The sequence below is a fragment of the Streptomyces sp. 1222.5 genome (genome assembly GCF_900105245.1).
Taxonomy (GTDB): Bacteria; Actinomycetota; Actinomycetes; order Streptomycetales; family Streptomycetaceae; genus Streptomyces; species Streptomyces albidocamelliae.
In genome coordinates this window covers 5,531,249-5,546,540 of the sequence record NZ_FNSZ01000001.1, presented here as the reverse complement: position 1 = coordinate 5,546,540, position 15,292 = coordinate 5,531,249, and the positions used below count along the sequence as shown (strand labels likewise).

The following is a 15,292-nucleotide window of genomic DNA, read 5'->3' as shown; positions in this document are numbered from 1 at the left end:
TCCACATCGAGTCACGGAGGTGAAGCGGCAGGGTCAAGGAACCGGGAGCCCTATCCTTGTCCCCGGCAACGTCACGGATCAGCCCTCACCGGGGCACCAGGCACGAGGCCACCACACCGGCCCCCGTAGCTCAGTGGATAGAGCAGGCGCCTTCTAAGCGCTTGGCCGCAGGTTCGAGTCCTGCCGGGGGCGCCAGTCTCCGCCCTCCCCATGGGAGGGCGTTTTTGCTGCTCAGAATGGGTGACGCGCGACACGCCGAAGCCCCGGGCCCACCCTTGATGATCAGGACGAGACTCCGGGGCTGTCCGGCTGTCACCGGGTTTTCGCGGGTGGCCGTGTCGAATACGTGTCGAAGTTCTCGGAGGCCGGCCGGGGCGGATCAGCCGCCGTCGGGCGCCTCAGGGAGATCCCCCGCAGCCTCCAGCCGCCGCTTCAGATCGGGCAGCTGACCATCGACGCACCGCGCGTAAGTGGCCAGAAGGACGGCGACACTGTTCCCGGCCCACTCCGCCACCTGAGCGGGCGGAATCCCGTCGTTGAGCCACTTCGTCAACCGCGTGTTCCGGTTGTCGTACACACGCCGCCCGGTCGGCGACTCGAAGACGTGCGACGGCAACACGGCCTTGCGGGCACTGCGCCAAGCCCGGCGGATGACGGAGCCGGCCAGGATGCCACCGGTCTCGCCTTGGAAGAGAAGATCACCCGGTTGGAGGTGCTCGTCGAGGATGTGTTGCCGCAGGATGCGCGTCAGAGCGGGATGGCCCGGCACCGTACGCGTCTCTCCCTCGGCACGGCCCTTCAGATCGCGCCGCTCGTGGATCTCCCCTGTGTCGGTCCACTGCTTCCCGACCTCTGGTGTGGCCGTGTGGAACAGCAGCTCGCACCACTGATCCTCGGCGTCGGGGTGCGGCAGCGTCACGTCCTCCACGCGCATGGCCACGGCTTCTTCGGGCCGCGGACCGCAGTAGTACAGCGTCGCGAAGAACGCGTGCAGCCTCTTGCCCCCGCGCGGCCGGCGCCGGATCCAGTCGAGGATCGCGGCCGCCTGCTCAGGGTTCAACAAGGACCGCTTGTCCACGGCGTTGGTGGTCTTGGTGACGGCCGTCGTCTCCTTCCCCTTGGGCAGGGGGTTGACCCGCAGGATGCGCCGCCTGACCGCGTGCTTCATGACGACGTTGAGGATTCGCCGGTTGCGCTTCCGCGACCAGGCCGCCGCCCGCTTTCCGTCCAGGCGCGTGTCGACGGCACGGAGGACCTGGTCGACCGTCTCCGGGTCCTCCCAGGCCGAGACCGGCAGGGAATGCCGCTCGACCCACCTGAGGATGTTCACCACGGCGCCCGGCGGTTCGCGTTGAACCCCCACTCACGCAGGGCGGTACGCACGGCCGCCGGCTCGAACTGGGCGGGCTGCGTCCGGAGCAGCGCCACGGTGGTCGCCGTCAGGGCCTTGGCGAACTCACCGGCGTCTACAAGAACACGACCCGGGGCATCGTGGCCCTGGTCTTCAGGTGCAAGCTTTCCGGCGGGACCGAGCGCACATCCAGCGAGTCGACGGCCGTGGACTGGCTTACGCCACGAGAAGTATCGGAGCGCATGTCCGAAGTCTTCGCCATCCGTCTCCTGGACGCTCTGGACAACGACGGCCCGCACGTACGCAGCCACGACGGCAGGCACCTGCTTCGCCAGGAGGGGGACGGTCATGACAGCGGAGAACACAGCGGCCAGAGAGCCCAGCCATCTCACCGAACTGACGGGCGTCTACGCGTTCCTCGACGAGATACGGCTACGCCCTGGCATGTGGGTGCGTCACCGATCCCTCCAGCACCTGGACTCGATCCTGATCGGCTACAGAGTCGCAATGGAAGTCCACGGCGTCCACGAGGACGACTTCCCCTTCTGGGGCGTCGACAACCGAGGCCCGTTCGAAGAGTGGCTCCAGCAGCGTCGCGGCCAGCACAGCGCCCTGGGCTGGCCAGTCGAGATCGAACGTGACGCGGAAGCAGCAGGCGTACCCGCGATCGAGCTGTTCTTCAGCCTGCTCGATGAGTACCGAGCCGAGCAGGCACGGACCGAGGGATAAGACTTTCCCTACTTCATCAAGCACCCGTCGTCGCTTCGCTCCTCCGGGCGGGCACACGGAGCATGAGGTCAGAACACGTCGTGGCTGGGGCGGTCGGCTCCACGGCTTTAGGCAGCCACTTTGGCGCGAGCCTCGCAGATCATGGCCCCGACGTCGTGCTTTAGCGGGCAGGTCCACGGACTGCCCGACGCGCCGGGAGCTTACGGGGCCATGATCACTCGCGCCAAAGCAGCTCCAGCCCAAAGCCGCTCCACCGACCGCGTAGCGCGAAGCGGGGCGCTGGCTAGCGTCAGAGGTGTCACCTGGGGACGACTGACGCGTTGACATAGCGAGCAGGCAACGCCTCCCGTCGGGCATGGCGTGCCAGAAACCTCAGCAAAGGATCGAGTGACGCAAATGATCAAAACCCCGCGGATTGCGGCTGTCGCGCTTCTCGCTGCTGGCGGGCTCGGCGTGACCGCCTTCAATGCCTCGGCGGCCGCGCCTCTCGCGGACCCTCAACCAGTGGGTCTGAATGTCGGGGGTCTCCTTCAGTTCCCGCCACCGGCCCAAGGCACCAACCCCGACGGGTCGCCCACCGGCGGGGTGCTGTACCAGTTGGTGAAGCCCATCCCATTGGTGTCGAGCGCGCTGTAGGGGCAACCCCGACTAGGACGTCCATCGTCCGGGAAAGCCGTTACCGGACGGCCCTCGCAAAACGGTGACTGCGATACAGCATGGAAGTACAGAGACCGTGCCGACCACAGGCAGCCGCCTTGGACCGTTACCGTCCCCGTCACCTGCGCGGGAACATCCAACAGCCTGGTGCCCGTAGTTCGCATCCAGGTGCCATGCACGACACCCCCGCTCGGGCCGTCTCCGGGCCGTGCGGGGGTGCTCAGCGACGACCAACGCTGAGAACCACCGACAGCTAAGTCGCAGGTCGCAGCGTTGATCAATTGCACGGTCGCAGGTCAGAGGCCCGGCCTTTCACTTCTTCGGCTACTGGGCCCGAGGTCCGCCCCCAGACTCCTCGGCCGGCGCCCCCGGACCGTCGCAGTACAGCAGCGAAGTACAGCAACCCCACCAACCAGCGCCAGCCGTCTTCGCCCCTAGCCAACTGCGCCACCAGCCGAGGCGACCTCAGCGACCACCTTGCCCATAGTTCGCATCGAGGAGGCCGCGCGGCGTGCCACTTCCGTGCCAGAACGGTCGGGGACTCACGGGGAATCGAGGTTCCCTAGGGTGCGCACGGCTCTAGGCCGCCCAAGACAGGGATTCCCAGGTCAAGCCCAGGGTCCCCCAACCTCGCACCTAAAGCGGGTGTCGCAGGTTCGAATCCTGCCGGGGGCACAAGGAAAAGGCTCCGGACCGATCATGGTCCGGGGCCTTTGACGGCAGGGTTTGACGGCAGTGGTGACTCGCGCCCTCAGGACCGAGCGCCTTCCCTGGATCCGCTCCTCCCCCGCGCCTCGCCAGTCTCAGCGAGCCACCAGCCGCTGAACTCCTGTGGCCGGTGTCCGGCCAAGCGTCGGTGTCCAGTCAGGCAGTGGAGACCGCGCACTGGCCGCGGTCGGCCGTCGTGGGGCCGGCGGTGGTGGGCCGGACGTCGAAATCGAAGATGGCGGTGGGGAGGTACAGCGAGCAGCAGGCGTTGGGAATGTCCACGATCCCGCTGATGCGTCCCTCGATGGGGGCCGCGCCGAGGATCAGATAGGCCTGCTCTCCGGAGTAGCCGAACCTCTTCAAATACTCGACGGCGTTGAGGCAGGCGCGGCGGAAGGCAACCGTCGCGTCCATGTAGTAGTTGGTGTTGGTGTCGTGGTCCACGGAGATCCCGATGAAGGACATGAACTCCGAGTAGCGCGGCTCGACATTGCCCGGCATGAAGACGGGGTTGGTGCTGATGCCGTACTTCTCCATGCCGCCCTTGATCAGGTCGACGTGGAAGTCGATGTAGCCGCCCATCTCGATGGCGCCGCAGAAGGTGATCTCCCCGTCTCCCTGGCTGAAGTGCAGGTCACCGCCTGACAGCTTGGCGTCGTTGACGTGGACGGGGTAGAAGACTCGGGCGCCGCGCGTGAAGTTCTTGATGTCGTGGTTGCCGCCGTTCTCCCGTGCGGGAACGGTGCGTGCTCCTTCCTCGAGGATGCGCTGGGCATCCGATCCGGTTGCCTTTCCTGCGAGCCCCCCGTCGGCATCGGGCGCGAGCCCCAGCGGGGGGATCCGGTCGGGGTCGGTGTCGATCAGCGCCTGCTCGCGCCTGTTCCAGCTCGCCAGCAGGTCCGCGGAGGGGGCGGTGCCGAAGAGACCGGGGTGGGTGATGCCGGTGAAGCGGACACCGGGCAGGTGCCTGGACACCGCCTGCTGACCGTGGAAGTCCCAGATCGCCTTGTAGGCGTCCGGGAAGTAGTCGGTCAGGAATCCTCCGCCGTTGGCCTTGGCGAAGACGCCGGTGTATCCCCAGCCCTGACCGGGTGCGGCCCCGACCTGCTGCGGTACGGGCCCCAGGTCGAGGATGTCCACGACGAGCAGGTCGCCCGGCTCCGCGCCTTCGACGCCTATCGGCCCGCTAAGCATGTGCGTGGCCTTCAGGTCGACATCGCGTACGTCGTTGGCGGAGTCGTTGTTGCCTATCTGCGCGTCGGTCCATTCGCGGCATTCGAGGCGGAACTCGTCCCCCGGGTGGACCATGGCTGCGACCGGAACATCCGGATGCCACCTGTTGTGTCCCGGGACGGTCTGATCGCGCATGGACTTGCTCTGGTCCACTGTGAACTTGACTTCAGGCATGACGGCTTCCTTGGTCCTTCTGAATCGGTCACACGGATGCACCCGGGCCGGCTGGCGTTGTGGTGGCGGGCGCCGGTTGCCGCGATGCGCGGGTGAGCGGCCACAGCGCCGCGAAGACGACGACGGCGAAGACGCCCAGTGCGATGGCGGTCTCGTCGGGGTGTTTCCAGTAGCCGGAGAGCAGCAGAGCGGCGGGGATCACGCCGGTGACCCAGCCCTCGATCGCCGTGACCCAGCCGACGTAGCTGCCGAGCCTGTCCAACTTGAGGCCAAGCAGTAGGAAGAACAGAAACCACAGGAACGCCCAGTAGAGCCAGATCACCCCGAACGGGTTGTCCTTGGCGAGGTGGAAATTGACGAACGAATACCCCAGGGCGGCGACTGCCACAAAGAGCGAGTAGTAGCCGACACCATCGGTTTCGATACCGGCCAGGAGACAGATTCCCACGTAGAGGTAGGTGAATCCGAAGAGATAAATCCCGGACGCCGCCAAAATCTTCTTAGGGTCGTTGTCGGCGGCGAAGATGAGGTACGTCGGCGTCAGCACCTGGAGTGCACCGACGAAAAGGTTGAAAACTGCTGCCGAGCGGGGATCGACCTTTTTGAGGAGGAGCAGTCCGTTCAGGAAGAGCACCGCACCGACGAAGAGCAGTCCCACGTTCGCCACAGGACGCACCTCCCAAGTCCTTCAGGGACGGGGCAACTTCGAGAGCGCGGGGTGCGGTCGTCTGCGCACTCTCCTGCCGGGCGGCACTTCGGAGACCACCTCCGGGGCCTCGCGGGACTGCTCCTCGCGGGCATGGACGGCGGCGACCGCGTTCGAGGTTCGTGCGAGAGAGGGGGCCGAATACACACGCCGTGCGGCGCCTCCGCAAACGGGACAGCCCGAGGACTTGGGTGCCGTGCCGATCGGCAACTTCACATCGAAGGTTCCGCAGCGGATGCACCGATATTCGTAGGTTGCCATCAGCAGCCTCCGACGCGTTCCTTTGTCCTTTCCAGGAGACGTCTCGTAAATCTCCGTGTCAAGTGGATGATGAACGGAGGAAGATCCATCTCACCCATACCTCCTGTGAGCCGACTCACCCTGCAAGCCCTGGACTGGCGCAACCCGGGTCTTTAATGTCCTTAAATAAGGTTTTTCCTTCTCGGAGGTGGATCAGTGAGCAGCATGGACGCTGTATGGGTCCGTGGCGTGAACGGCATTCAGATGCATCACGTGACCGACCTCCAGGACGCGAGCAGGTTTCTCGGCAACGCCGCGATGGCGCTGCGGGCCGCGCACGTGAGGACCGGCACCGACCTCTACGCTGGCATCGCCGCCGAGCTCAAGAGCCTGGCGGAACGCGTGCGGCATCTGGAGGACGAAGCGCGGTCGAAGATGCACGACCTGCACTCCACCGATCCCGAGCGGTTCGCCCGCTGCAGGGACGGCCACGAGCCGTGGCCCGGCGAGATCCCCGCGGGGTTCATTCCGCGGCACACCTGCAAAGACGAGTGCCTCTACCACGACCGCGGGGTCATCGACGCCCTCATGCAGTGCACCTGCGGCCAGCCCCCGTGCCGCGCGTGCGAGATCGGCGGAAAGCTCTAAAGAGGCGGCTCGCGGGTGGCCGTATGAGCGTGGCGCGCGATCGGCGTCCTGAGTAGTCCCCGCCGGCCCCGGGCCGTACAGCCGAGACGTGCAGCGACGAGCAAGCGGTCACCTCTCGCGTCGCTGAGGATTGTCTCAGCAACAGCTAGACCGGGGCAGCTGATCTTCGTGGGCTTCGACTCCAGGCATCTGACATCCACGGCTGACATCAACGACGCCGGACGGGGGCATACACCAGCGTCTGTGCCCGACCGTCGCACCGGTCGACGGCAGTAGGCGGAGCAGGCTCGGATCGAACTTGTAAAGCGGTGCTCATCCCGGGCCGTCCCCGGGCCGTCCGAGGTCACCCGACACCGACCGACAACGACAGAAACCCACAGTGTCTGAGCTGGTCAGAGCCGTGGGCTTCTTCGGTCCCGCCGGTGGGCGGGACCGGTGGTCAGTAGACCAGCTACTGAGGACCGCCCCTATGGTCCGGAGGCAGCGTGTCGAATGGGGGTCGAAGTCGGTGGGCGCGGCGTCGCCAAGCCGTATGAACACCCAGGTCAGCGGCCCAGCACGGGCGAGCAGGAGATGCGCCTTCTAAGCGCTTGGCCGCAGGTTCGAGTCCTGCCGGGGGCGCCAGTCTCCGCCCTCCCCATGGGAGGGCGTTTTTGCTGCTCAGAATGGGTGACGCGCGACACGCCGAAGCCGGTGTCCCGGACCGGTCGGCATCGTTGGCCGGGGCTGAAGATCACCCGGTCGGAGCTCTCCGTGCGCGCCGGGTCCCCCGCTGATGCGCGCCCCCGGCCTGCCGTTACAGTCGCCCTCGGGAGCGTCGGGAGCGTCGGAGGGGTGGGATCGCGTGCGACTGCGTTGTGTGGTGCTGGACGACTTCCAGGGCGTGGCCACCGGCATGGCCGACTGGTCGGTGATCGAGGACAGGGTCGAGGTGGTCGCGCTGCGCGAGCACCTGGACGGGGAGGACGCCCTCGCCGCGGCCCTCGCAGGCTTCGACATCGTCGTCACCCTGCGCGAACGCGTCCCCTTCCCCGGCTCCCTCCTCGCCCGCCTCCCCCGCCTGAAGCTGCTCGTCGCCTCCGGCATGCGCAACAGCGTCATCGACTACGACGCCGCCGAGGCGCACGGCGTCACCGTCTGCGGCACGGCGAGTTCGGGGACCCCGCCGGTCGAGCTGACCTGGGCGCTGCTGCTGGGTCTCGCCCGGGGCATCGTCGAGGAGAGCACCGCGCTACGGGCGGGCGGCCCCTGGCAGTCCACCGTCGGCACCGACCTGCACGGCAGCCGGCTGGGCCTGCTCGGGCTCGGCCGGATCGGCAGCCGGGTGGCGCGCGTCGGGCTCGCCTTCGGCATGCGGGTCAGCGCGTGGAGCCAGAACCTCACCAAGGAGCGCGCCGAGGAGGAGGGCGTCGAACTGGCCGCCTCGAAGGAGGAGTTGCTCGCGGAGAGCGACTTCGTCTCCGTGCACCTGGCCCTCGGCGACCGCACCCGGGGCCTGGTCGGCGCCGCGGAACTCGCGGTGATGAAGCCGACCGCCTTCCTGATCAACACCTCCCGCGCGGCCATCGTCGATCAGGAGGCCCTGCTCGCGGCGCTCCACGAGGGCCGGATCGCGGGTGCCGGCGTCGATGTCTTCGACGTCGAGCCGCTGCCCGCCGGCCACCCGCTGCGCACCGCGCCCCGCCTGCTCGCCACGCCCCACCTCGGCTATGTGTCGCGGGCCAACTACACGACGTACTACGGCCAGGCGGTGGAGGACATCCAGGCCTACCTGGCCGGCTCCCCGGTACGGCGACTGCCCTGAGCGCCCGTCAGGACGCCGCCACGCGCGTGTAGACGCCGTCGCTGCGGCGCAGATGCCCCAGGTCCACCAGGTAGCGGCGGAGCGTCACATGGTCGGTGTCGTCGGAGTCCTCGCACCAGCCCCGCAGCCGTTCGTTCACCACGCGCTCCGGGTACTCCACGCCCGGCTCGAAGCTCCGCTCGGCGATGTGCCGCAGCACCTGCTTCTTGCGGGTCCACCGGGCGGGCAGCCGGACGAGCCGGCCGCCGCGCACGAAGGTGTCCAGAACGGCGTCCCCGGACGGCCGCGAGGACCGCTCGGTGCGGGCCAGCTCGCGCAGCAGGCCGTAGGAGACGGTGAGTCCGCCGTCCGGACGGTCTGTCACGGCGCCCTGCTCGCGCAGCCTGAGCAGCGCGAGGGCCGTGTCCTTCGCCGGGAGCCCGGCCGCCTCGGCGACCTGCCCGGCGCTGTCCGCGCCCAGCACCACGGCCGCGAAGGCCCGCAGTCGCCGCTCCTCGGCGAGCAGACCGATCAGCTGCCGGGACCGTTCGGCCGGCTCGGGAGGGTTGTCGGTGTCCATGGCCGGAGGCTAGGTCAGCGCCCGGGCCCGCCGCCCCCGAATATCGCCGGGTGCGGGGCCGGGTGTGTGGCCTCCCGCCGGGCGGCTGCCGTTGAAAGGGTGATCCCCCGCCGATCACCGTGACCAGGTCCGTGTGCCGCCGTTGAACGGGGAGTGCGGTGGCTGGCCTGCTGCTGCGCCTTACCGAGCAACAAAAGGAGAACGTGATGTCTCGCATCGCGAAGTCAGCCGTTGTCGCCCTCGGCACCGGTGCCGTGGTGGTCGGCGGGGCCGGGCTGGCTCTGGCCGACGCGGGTGCCCATGGTCTGGCCGCCGGCTCGCCCGGCGTGCTGTCCGGCAATGCCGTCCAGGTTCCGCTCCACGTCCCGGTCAACCTCTGCGGCAACACGGTCGACGTCGTCGGCCTGCTGAACCCCGCCTTCGGCGACGACTGCCTCAACCACAGCGGTGGCGACAGCATGCCGGGCAACCCCGGCCCCAGCCACGACGGCGGCTACGGCAACTGATCCGGCCGTACGAAAAGGAAGGGCCCCGGCACTCCGAGCGCCGGGGCCCTTCCTGCTCCTCTTCCCCCTCCCGTTCGTCTCTCAGGCGTAGCGGTAGATCCCGCTCATGTCCTCGAGCTGGTCCGGGGTGTCGTTCCACGGCGGGAGTTTCTGATGCCGGGCCACCACCCGCTCGTGCTGCTCGTCGCGGGCGCCGGGCGGCTCGGCGGGCAGGTAGCGGTGGCTGCGGTGGGCACGCTGCCAGCGGTACCACTGCAGGTCCAGGAAGGCGTGGTGCAGCCAGAACACCGGGTCGTTGACCGAGGCGCCGCCGAGCATCGCGCCGCCGACCCAGCGGTGCACCCGGTTGTGGTTGTGCCAGGACGCGCTGCCGGAACCCGACCCCCAGCCCTCCAGCTTGTTGCGGAAGCCCTTGCGGACCGTCGAGTTCCAGGGCCAGGCGTCGTAGACCGGGTCGTCCAGCGCCCCCTGGAGCTCCTTCTTGGTGGGCAACTGGATGGGGGAGGCGGAGCGGCCCAGGTCCCTGGCGAGGAACCGGCCGTCCGTGACGCCCTCCTTGATGGTCCAGTGACCCGACGCGTAGGCGAAGGGACCGGTCATGACCTGCCGGTCGGAGCGCCGGCCGTTGCCGCCGAGCAGATCCTTCGTCCAGGGCACGGAGGTCGTCGAGCGGTCCCGGGTCCAGTCCCAGTACGGCACCGTCACCGAGGAGTCGATCCGGCGCAGCGCCCGCTCCAGGTCCAGTACGAACCTGCGGTGCCAGGGCAGGAAGGACGGGGCCATGTGGGCGGTACGCAGACCGTCCTCGCCGTCGGCGGTGTAGTAATGGATGTGCATGCGCACGAAGTCGTCGTACTCGCCGCGCCGTTTCAGGGCCAGCAGCGCGTCGACGAACCGCCGCCGCTCCGTCGCGGTGAGATTGCGGACGTTCTTACGCACGTACGCCATGCCGACCCCCCATCGCCATGTGCAGGTGACCGCCGGGGTGCTCCCCGCCGACCGGTCCGGGTGCCAGGTCGCGCAGCCGCTGGCGGGGGCCGATCTGGTCCACGGCCGCGCGCGTCGCCTCCAGTGGCGTCGCGTACGACGTGTAGTGGTCGACCATGCTCAGCCAGCTGCCGTCGGCGCGGCGCATCAGGTGCAGCGGGCGGCCGTCGATGGTGATCTGCCATTCGACGTCGGTGGCCTTGCGTCCCCCGGTCGGCACGAGGAAGCCCTGGATGAGGCGGCCCCGGTAGGTCTCGTCGAAGGAGTCGCCGTCGGGTTCCTCGTTCACGGGCACGGGCCGGGAGGCGGCGACGACCGGTGCCAGCGCAAGCGCCGCGGCCGAGGCGATCAGGCCCCGCGTCACCTCCCTCCGCGACGGTCTGCCCGCTCCCCCTGACACCTGCTGTTGTTCCGCGCCCACAGCCACGCCACCGGCACCGATGACCATCGCGCACTCCTCGTCCGGATTACAGATCTTGTCCGGAGTGGTAACCGCTGAAGGCCGCGCTGAGTCACCGTCGGAGGGCCATCCGGTGGTACGACGACGGCTAACGGGCGAATGCCGCACGGCAGTACGGGCGATACGGCGAGCGGCGGGCCCCGAGGGGACGACCGACGGAACGGCCCGCGCAACGGCAGACGAGACGCGCACGGAACGGTCGATGGGACGGCCCACGGAACGATCGGCGGGGCTGGCGATGCGGCGGTGACACGGGGGGGAGGAGGCACCCTCCGAGAGGCCCCGGATCCCGGACGGCGCCCCGGCCGATGCGGCGGCCGGGGCGCCGTCGGTGCGCCCGTGCCGGACGCGGATCGGCGGACCGGGGCAGGGGCCTGCGGCAGGCCCGCCGGGCCATGGGCCCCGCGCGCCCTACAGACCCGGCCCCGACTCGAGGTTCGCGTCGGAGACGTTCTGGAGGGCCGGGGTGAGGATGCCGACCTGGGGCAGCTTGGGCCGCGGAAGGCCGAAGTTCCCCGCGTCGGGGCTCGTCACGGGCGCGTCCACGGACAGGCCGGGGGCGAGCGCGCGCAGGTCGGAGGCGGGCGCGTCGAGGCCGACGTGGTCGAAGCCGCCGTCACCGAGGACATGGGGCAGCGGGGACCTGGCGTCCGCCCCGGGCAGGCCGCTGCTGACGGGCAGCTGGGGCAGCGTCCGCTCCGGGAGCAGCCGGCCCCTGACGTACCGGGGTCCTTCCGGGGCGCCAGGCTTCACCAGCGGCACCTGTGCGCCGAGGTGGGGCAGCTCCATGTCGAGGGCCGTGGAGACGCCGCCCAGAGGCACGGGGACGGGGACCGCGCCCGACGCCGCCGCGGGACCGGCGGCTCCCACGGTGGCAGCGATGCCCGTGACGACGGCGGCAAGGGTTCCTCGGGTGGTCGACTTCATGTCAGGTACGGTCCCTTTCAGGATGCGGGGGGGGTTCGGCGTCCGTACCGCGTAACGAGCCGAAAACGCCGCCAGTGCACAATTCCCCCGGGTGCCGTAATAGTCAGCTCGTCCAGAAGTCCCACCAGCGCGTCAGCACGAGCATGCCGATCACCCCGATGTGCAGCACCGGAAGCACCCAGGTGAACTCGGCGAAGAACGTCCTCAGCCAGGCCGGAGCGGGCAGGAAGCCGTGGCGCACGCAGAGGGACGTCACGTACCAGAAGAGCAGGATCGTCGCGATCCAGGCCAGGCAGCACCACAGGCACAGCGCGTCGATCCGGTACAGCGACTCGAACTGGAGCCAGGTGACGAAGCCGATCCCGAACAGGCAGCCGGCCTCGAAGACCAGCCAGTACCAGCGGGGGAAGCGGGCCCCGGCGAGCAGACTCACGCCGACGCAGACGACGATCCCGTAGGCCACCAGGCCCAGCATGGGGTTCGGGAAGCCGAACACCGAGGCCTGGTCGCTCTTCATCACGCTGCCGCAGGACACCACCGGGTTCAGGCTGCACCCGGGCACGAAGGCGGGGTTCTTCAGCAGCTCGAACTCGTCGAGGGTGATGACCCAGGAGGCGAGCAGACCCGCCGCCCCCGTGAGCACGACCAGCAGGGCGAAGGCACGGCCGCCGCCCGCGTGGCGTTGCATCAGGTGCGCAGGCCGCGGGCGGGCAGGAAGACGTGGGCGGCGGCGTCGGTGGTCTCCGGGGAGCCGGCGAACACGGCCAGCTCCTGTCCTTGGACCGGCCGGCGGGGGCCGGTGGAGGGGCAGATCCGCGTGGTGAACATGAAGTAGGTGTAACCGAGCTTCTCGACCGCCTGCACCCACTCGGCGGGCGGGGTGACCTGGCTGCTGACGTTCGGCAGCTGCAGGACGATCTGCCCGGCCACGACGAGCATGCTGACCTTGAGGCCCGGCCGGGTGGTGCCGTCGACGGGCTCGCCGCCGATGGACAGTCCGACGTCGCCGAGGAGCCGCTCCACGGCGGCGGACGCGGCCTCGGGGCCGTCGGGGCCGTCGCCCAGGGAGCAGGCGAGGAGACAGGGTGTCCTGCCGTCCCCCTCCTCGTTCCTGGCCATCCAGGCGAGCAGGACGAGCGTGCCGAGGTCGGCGGCGCGGAAGGGACGGGTTTCACTTGTCGCTGAGGTCACCGCGCGACCATACCGACGGGCCGTGGGGCGACCTGACGGCTTCTCACCCGTCCGGAGCAGTGGCCCGGAGCGCTCCACACGAACGAGGGAAGCCGTCCCGGACACGGCGCGGGCCGGTTCCGCGGCTGCGGTACCGGCCCAGTTGTGCGGGGTGAGGAGGTCAGCGCAGGGGAAGACCGCCGAGCAGGCCCGGCTTGTTGAGCGTGGTCGTGGCGTCCTTGACGGTGCTCAGCACGGAGTCCTTGTTCTCGGTGTCGAGCGCGTCCGACTGGTGCTGGAGCGGCATCAGGTCCTGGACCGTGGGCGGGTGCTCGGCGATCGAGGCCAGCCCGCCGTTCAGGCTCATGGGCGGCAGGTCGTGGGCGGTGGACGCGAACGCGGGCGCGGCGGCGCCGGCGAGGGCCACGGAACCGGCGACGACGACGGCGGCCTTCAGGGACTTCATCGTGCTCCTTTCTTCGGCGACTCACGTCACCCCGGGGAATGTCCGGCGCCCTGCCTAACGAGTCGCGAGCGGGCGGGAAACCCTCGGGTCACAAGACATATGAGATCCCCGAGGAGCCCTCACCCGGCTTCACCTCGGCGTCCCAGCCGTCACACCCGGGGGCGTGACGGCTGGGACGCGGGGGGGGAACGGCGTCAGCCGGCCGGCAGTTCCGGGGCCGCGGACGTGCTCGTCGACGGCAGGGCGGGCAGCGACGGTACGGCGTCGGCCGGGGGCAGCGACGGCACGGCCGCGTCCGGCACCGCCGCGGCGGCGACGGAGACCGGTGACGGCAGGGTGGAGGGGACGCCGCCGAGGACCGAGTCGATCAGGTCGAGGAGGCCGTCGACCAGACCGTCGGCCGAGGAGAGCACCTGGTCGAGGTGGGCGGTGATGGCGTCGACCAGGTTGTCGATCGCCTTGTCCAGTGCGGCGAGCAGGTCGTCCACGGCGTCGCGGGCCGCCGGCTTGGCGTCGTCACGGTTCTTCGCGGCCACCGACTGCGAGGGGCTGGCCGCCACGTCCGGCGCCACGGACTGGCTCGGAGAGGCGGACGCGGAGGAGGACGCGGCGGGGGTGGAGGCCGCGGGCTTGACGACAGCCGGGGTCGACGCAGCGGGCTTGGCCGCCGCCGGAGTCGAAGCAGCAGGCGTCGAAGCCGCCGGAGTGGCGGCCGCGGGCTTGGCGGGAGTCGTCGGCGCGGCGGAGGTCGTCGGCGCGGTGGATGCCGGGGTGGAGGCCGCCGGTGCCGTCGGCGTCGCGGTGGGGGCGGCGGCCGTGGCCGTCGCCGACGGGGCGACCGCGGACGCCGGGCGCGCCGCGGCCTCGGCGAGGGCCTTCTTCGCCGCGTCACCCAGTCTCCGGGCCTCGGCGGCGGGCAGCTTGCCCTTCTCCAACGACTGTTCGAGCAGGTCGAGCACCGGCCTGGGGACGGTACCGGTGTGGTCCAGGGCTCTGACCTGGGCCAGCAGCTTCTCGGCTGCGGGGGCGAACGCGGGCGAGGCGGCTCGCGCGTGTTCCTGGGACGAGTCGGCGGCGACGACGGCAGGGCCGGTGATGCCGACCAGGACGGCGGCGCAGAGGACAGTGGACGCGAGACGCCGGGGCGGCAGACCACGCATGAGTGTTCCTTCCGGTGAACTGGGGGACCTGAGCCCACCGTCCGTGCACCGACGACTCGCTGCAACCGCGCGAACGCGTCGCGTGACCCATCCGGGGGAGCGCAAAACCGGCCGGCCGCCCCGCGAGGAGATCGCGGGGTGACCGGCCGGCCGAAGGGGGGCGCCCCGACGTCAGTCGCTGTAGCAGGCGTTGCCGAACGCCGGGTTCAGCAGAGCGATGACGTCGACGGTGTTGCCGCAGACGTTGATCGGCACGTGGACCGGAACCTGAACGGCGTTGCCCGACAGCACGCCCGGCGAGTTGGCGGCAGCGCCGTGGGCACCGGAGTCGGCGGCGGCCACACCGGCACCACCGGCGACGGCCGCGACGGCGGCGGAGGTCAGGACCAGGCCCTTCGCGATACGCGACATGGAGAGGAGCTCCTTGGGATCGACACAACATTCGGGCGGATGCCCGGCGCTGTGTCAACGCGTGGCGCCCCCAGGGGTTGTGCCGCCAATGGAGTGATGTGCGTGGGGGCCACTCACGGCTGCGGAAGGAAGCCCGGGCGATTCCGTCACAATTGCCCACTTCCTCCCTCGGGAGCGCCGGTGCGTACGCGCGCTCTCCCCTCCGCCCTCCGGCGCACGCCGACACGCCCGGCCGGTGCGCCGCCGTGTTCGATCCCGGCGCCGCTTCGCGGCGGGGTGGTGACCAGCCGGGCTTGCGGCTCGTTTTCACGGGGACGCGGCGTGGGCCGGCGCACTCCGCGTCCCGGTGGACGCCCGGCAGTCAGGCGCGTCCCCGGCCGCACGTCCCGAGCGCCC

Annotated in this window: 17 protein-coding genes, 2 tRNA genes and 1 pseudogene; 7 read left to right on the top strand and 13 right to left on the bottom strand. The window is 69.9% G+C overall.

Annotation, left to right across the window (positions count from 1 at the left end; translation table 11 throughout):
- Window positions 1-119: 119 nt before the first annotated feature.
- Window positions 120-195 (top strand) — tRNA-Arg (locus tag BLW57_RS25055).
- 184 nt (window positions 196-379) lie between these two features.
- Here BLW57_RS25055 and BLW57_RS25050 read toward each other — a convergent pair.
- Entirely contained in the window at window positions 380-1,168 is a 789-nt protein-coding gene (locus BLW57_RS25050; RefSeq protein WP_256339579.1) for a tyrosine-type recombinase/integrase, read from the bottom strand.
- Between the two features lie 284 nt (window positions 1,169-1,452).
- Here BLW57_RS25050 and BLW57_RS42505 point away from each other — a divergent pair.
- From BLW57_RS42505 to BLW57_RS41500, 3 genes and pseudogenes are all read left to right on the top strand, one after another.
- Window positions 1,453-1,680: pseudogene (locus tag BLW57_RS42505) on the top strand (NUDIX hydrolase); the annotation flags it as partial.
- A gap of 19 nt (window positions 1,681-1,699) precedes the next feature.
- Window positions 1,700-2,080 carry a hypothetical protein gene (locus BLW57_RS25040; RefSeq protein ID WP_093477578.1) on the top strand — a complete coding sequence of 127 codons (381 nt, stop codon included), beginning with the start codon at window positions 1,700-1,702 and terminating at the stop codon, window positions 2,078-2,080.
- A gap of 1,269 nt (window positions 2,081-3,349) precedes the next feature.
- A tRNA-Ser gene (locus BLW57_RS41500) sits at window positions 3,350-3,412 on the top strand.
- A 189-nt stretch (window positions 3,413-3,601) separates the two neighbouring features.
- Here the strand turns inward: BLW57_RS41500 and fmdA are convergent.
- The 3 genes from fmdA to BLW57_RS43140 are packed head-to-tail and all read right to left on the bottom strand — an operon-like array spanning window position 3,602 to window position 5,819.
- Window positions 3,602-4,852: a formamidase gene (gene fmdA, locus BLW57_RS25030; RefSeq protein WP_093477576.1), complete on the bottom strand. Its 1,251-nt coding sequence runs from the start codon at window positions 4,850-4,852 to the stop codon at window positions 3,602-3,604.
- Between the two features lie 28 nt (window positions 4,853-4,880).
- Entirely contained in the window at window positions 4,881-5,519 is a 639-nt protein-coding gene (locus BLW57_RS25025; protein WP_093477565.1) for an AmiS/UreI family transporter, read from the bottom strand.
- 21 nt (window positions 5,520-5,540) lie between these two features.
- Window positions 5,541-5,819 carry an FmdB family zinc ribbon protein gene (locus BLW57_RS43140; protein ID WP_093477564.1) on the bottom strand — a complete coding sequence of 93 codons (279 nt, stop codon included), beginning with the start codon at window positions 5,817-5,819 and terminating at the stop codon, window positions 5,541-5,543.
- Window positions 5,820-6,023: 204 nt separating this feature from the next.
- Here BLW57_RS43140 and BLW57_RS25015 point away from each other — a divergent pair, with 204 nt between their 5' ends.
- Together BLW57_RS25015 and BLW57_RS25010 are read left to right on the top strand one after the other, a co-directional pair.
- On the top strand, window positions 6,024-6,446 hold the full coding sequence (locus tag BLW57_RS25015; protein ID WP_093480868.1) for a hypothetical protein: 423 nt from the start codon (window positions 6,024-6,026) through the stop codon (window positions 6,444-6,446).
- Between the two features lie 844 nt (window positions 6,447-7,290).
- The gene (locus BLW57_RS25010) at window positions 7,291-8,250 is read left to right on the top strand and encodes a D-2-hydroxyacid dehydrogenase family protein (RefSeq protein ID WP_093477563.1); all 960 of its coding nucleotides are present in this window, start codon (window positions 7,291-7,293) and stop codon (window positions 8,248-8,250) included.
- Window positions 8,251-8,257: 7 nt separating this feature from the next.
- Here BLW57_RS25010 and BLW57_RS25005 read toward each other — a convergent pair whose 3' ends face one another.
- On the bottom strand, window positions 8,258-8,809 hold the full coding sequence (locus BLW57_RS25005; protein ID WP_093477561.1) for a DUF2087 domain-containing protein: 552 nt from the start codon (window positions 8,807-8,809) through the stop codon (window positions 8,258-8,260).
- Window positions 8,810-9,015: 206 nt separating this feature from the next.
- Here BLW57_RS25005 and BLW57_RS25000 point away from each other — a divergent pair, with 206 nt between their 5' ends.
- The gene (locus tag BLW57_RS25000) at window positions 9,016-9,315 is read left to right on the top strand and encodes a chaplin (RefSeq protein WP_093477560.1); all 300 of its coding nucleotides are present in this window, start codon (window positions 9,016-9,018) and stop codon (window positions 9,313-9,315) included.
- Between the two features lie 81 nt (window positions 9,316-9,396).
- On the opposite strand, the gene BLW57_RS24995 is transcribed toward BLW57_RS25000, so the two are convergent.
- The 8 genes from BLW57_RS24995 to BLW57_RS24960 all read right to left on the bottom strand — a co-directional run bounded on the left by BLW57_RS24995 (window position 9,397) and on the right by BLW57_RS24960 (window position 14,896).
- On the bottom strand, window positions 9,397-10,263 hold the full coding sequence (locus tag BLW57_RS24995; RefSeq protein ID WP_093477558.1) for a tyrosinase family protein: 867 nt from the start codon (window positions 10,261-10,263) through the stop codon (window positions 9,397-9,399).
- Entirely contained in the window at window positions 10,247-10,750 is a 504-nt protein-coding gene (locus tag BLW57_RS24990) for a tyrosinase family oxidase copper chaperone (RefSeq protein ID WP_093477557.1), read from the bottom strand. Before BLW57_RS24990 ends, BLW57_RS24995 begins: the two co-directional genes overlap by 17 nt.
- A gap of 423 nt (window positions 10,751-11,173) precedes the next feature.
- Window positions 11,174-11,689, bottom strand: a complete 516-nt coding sequence (locus BLW57_RS24985) for a hypothetical protein (protein WP_093477555.1) — start codon at window positions 11,687-11,689, stop codon at window positions 11,174-11,176.
- Between the two features lie 103 nt (window positions 11,690-11,792).
- Complete coding sequence (locus BLW57_RS24980) at window positions 11,793-12,377, bottom strand: vitamin K epoxide reductase family protein (RefSeq protein ID WP_093477554.1); 585 nt, start codon at window positions 12,375-12,377, stop codon at window positions 11,793-11,795.
- A complete protein-coding gene (locus BLW57_RS24975; protein ID WP_093477552.1) occupies window positions 12,377-12,880 on the bottom strand; it encodes a DUF5949 family protein in 504 nt (167 codons plus the stop codon). The genes BLW57_RS24980 and BLW57_RS24975 overlap by 1 nt, the downstream gene beginning before the upstream one ends.
- A 160-nt stretch (window positions 12,881-13,040) precedes the next feature.
- Window positions 13,041-13,325 carry a hypothetical protein gene (locus BLW57_RS24970; RefSeq protein WP_093477547.1) on the bottom strand — a complete coding sequence of 95 codons (285 nt, stop codon included), beginning with the start codon at window positions 13,323-13,325 and terminating at the stop codon, window positions 13,041-13,043.
- Between the two features lie 194 nt (window positions 13,326-13,519).
- A complete protein-coding gene (locus BLW57_RS24965) occupies window positions 13,520-14,485 on the bottom strand; it encodes a hypothetical protein (protein ID WP_093477546.1) in 966 nt (321 codons plus the stop codon).
- Between the two features lie 171 nt (window positions 14,486-14,656).
- Complete coding sequence (locus BLW57_RS24960; protein WP_093477544.1) at window positions 14,657-14,896, bottom strand: chaplin; 240 nt, start codon at window positions 14,894-14,896, stop codon at window positions 14,657-14,659.
- Window positions 14,897-15,292 lie beyond the last annotated feature (396 nt).

What these genes read in the sequence shown, in the direction of transcription:
- BLW57_RS24990 (WP_093477557.1), bottom strand. Translation starts at nt 10,750, where the DNA reads ATGGTCATCGGTGCCGGTGGCGTGGCTGTGGGCGCGGAACAACAGCAG.
- BLW57_RS25000 (WP_093477560.1), top strand. Translation starts at nt 9,016, where the DNA reads ATGTCTCGCATCGCGAAGTCAGCCGTTGTCGCCCTCGGCACCGGTGCC.
- BLW57_RS25040 (WP_093477578.1), top strand. Translation starts at nt 1,700, where the DNA reads ATGACAGCGGAGAACACAGCGGCCAGAGAGCCCAGCCATCTCACCGAA.
- BLW57_RS25005 (WP_093477561.1), bottom strand. Translation starts at nt 8,809, where the DNA reads ATGGACACCGACAACCCTCCCGAGCCGGCCGAACGGTCCCGGCAGCTG.
- BLW57_RS24995 (WP_093477558.1), bottom strand. Translation starts at nt 10,263, where the DNA reads ATGGCGTACGTGCGTAAGAACGTCCGCAATCTCACCGCGACGGAGCGG.
- BLW57_RS24980 (WP_093477554.1), bottom strand. Translation starts at nt 12,377, where the DNA reads ATGCAACGCCACGCGGGCGGCGGCCGTGCCTTCGCCCTGCTGGTCGTG.
- BLW57_RS24960 (WP_093477544.1), bottom strand. Translation starts at nt 14,896, where the DNA reads ATGTCGCGTATCGCGAAGGGCCTGGTCCTGACCTCCGCCGCCGTCGCG.
- BLW57_RS24985 (WP_093477555.1), bottom strand. Translation starts at nt 11,689, where the DNA reads ATGAAGTCGACCACCCGAGGAACCCTTGCCGCCGTCGTCACGGGCATC.
- BLW57_RS25050 (WP_256339579.1), bottom strand. Translation starts at nt 1,168, where the DNA reads ATGAAGCACGCGGTCAGGCGGCGCATCCTGCGGGTCAACCCCCTGCCC.
- fmdA (WP_093477576.1), bottom strand. Translation starts at nt 4,852, where the DNA reads ATGCCTGAAGTCAAGTTCACAGTGGACCAGAGCAAGTCCATGCGCGAT.
- BLW57_RS25015 (WP_093480868.1), top strand. Translation starts at nt 6,024, where the DNA reads ATGGACGCTGTATGGGTCCGTGGCGTGAACGGCATTCAGATGCATCAC.
- BLW57_RS43140 (WP_093477564.1), bottom strand. Translation starts at nt 5,819, where the DNA reads ATGGCAACCTACGAATATCGGTGCATCCGCTGCGGAACCTTCGATGTG.
- BLW57_RS24965 (WP_093477546.1), bottom strand. Translation starts at nt 14,485, where the DNA reads ATGCGTGGTCTGCCGCCCCGGCGTCTCGCGTCCACTGTCCTCTGCGCC.
- BLW57_RS24970 (WP_093477547.1), bottom strand. Translation starts at nt 13,325, where the DNA reads ATGAAGTCCCTGAAGGCCGCCGTCGTCGTCGCCGGTTCCGTGGCCCTC.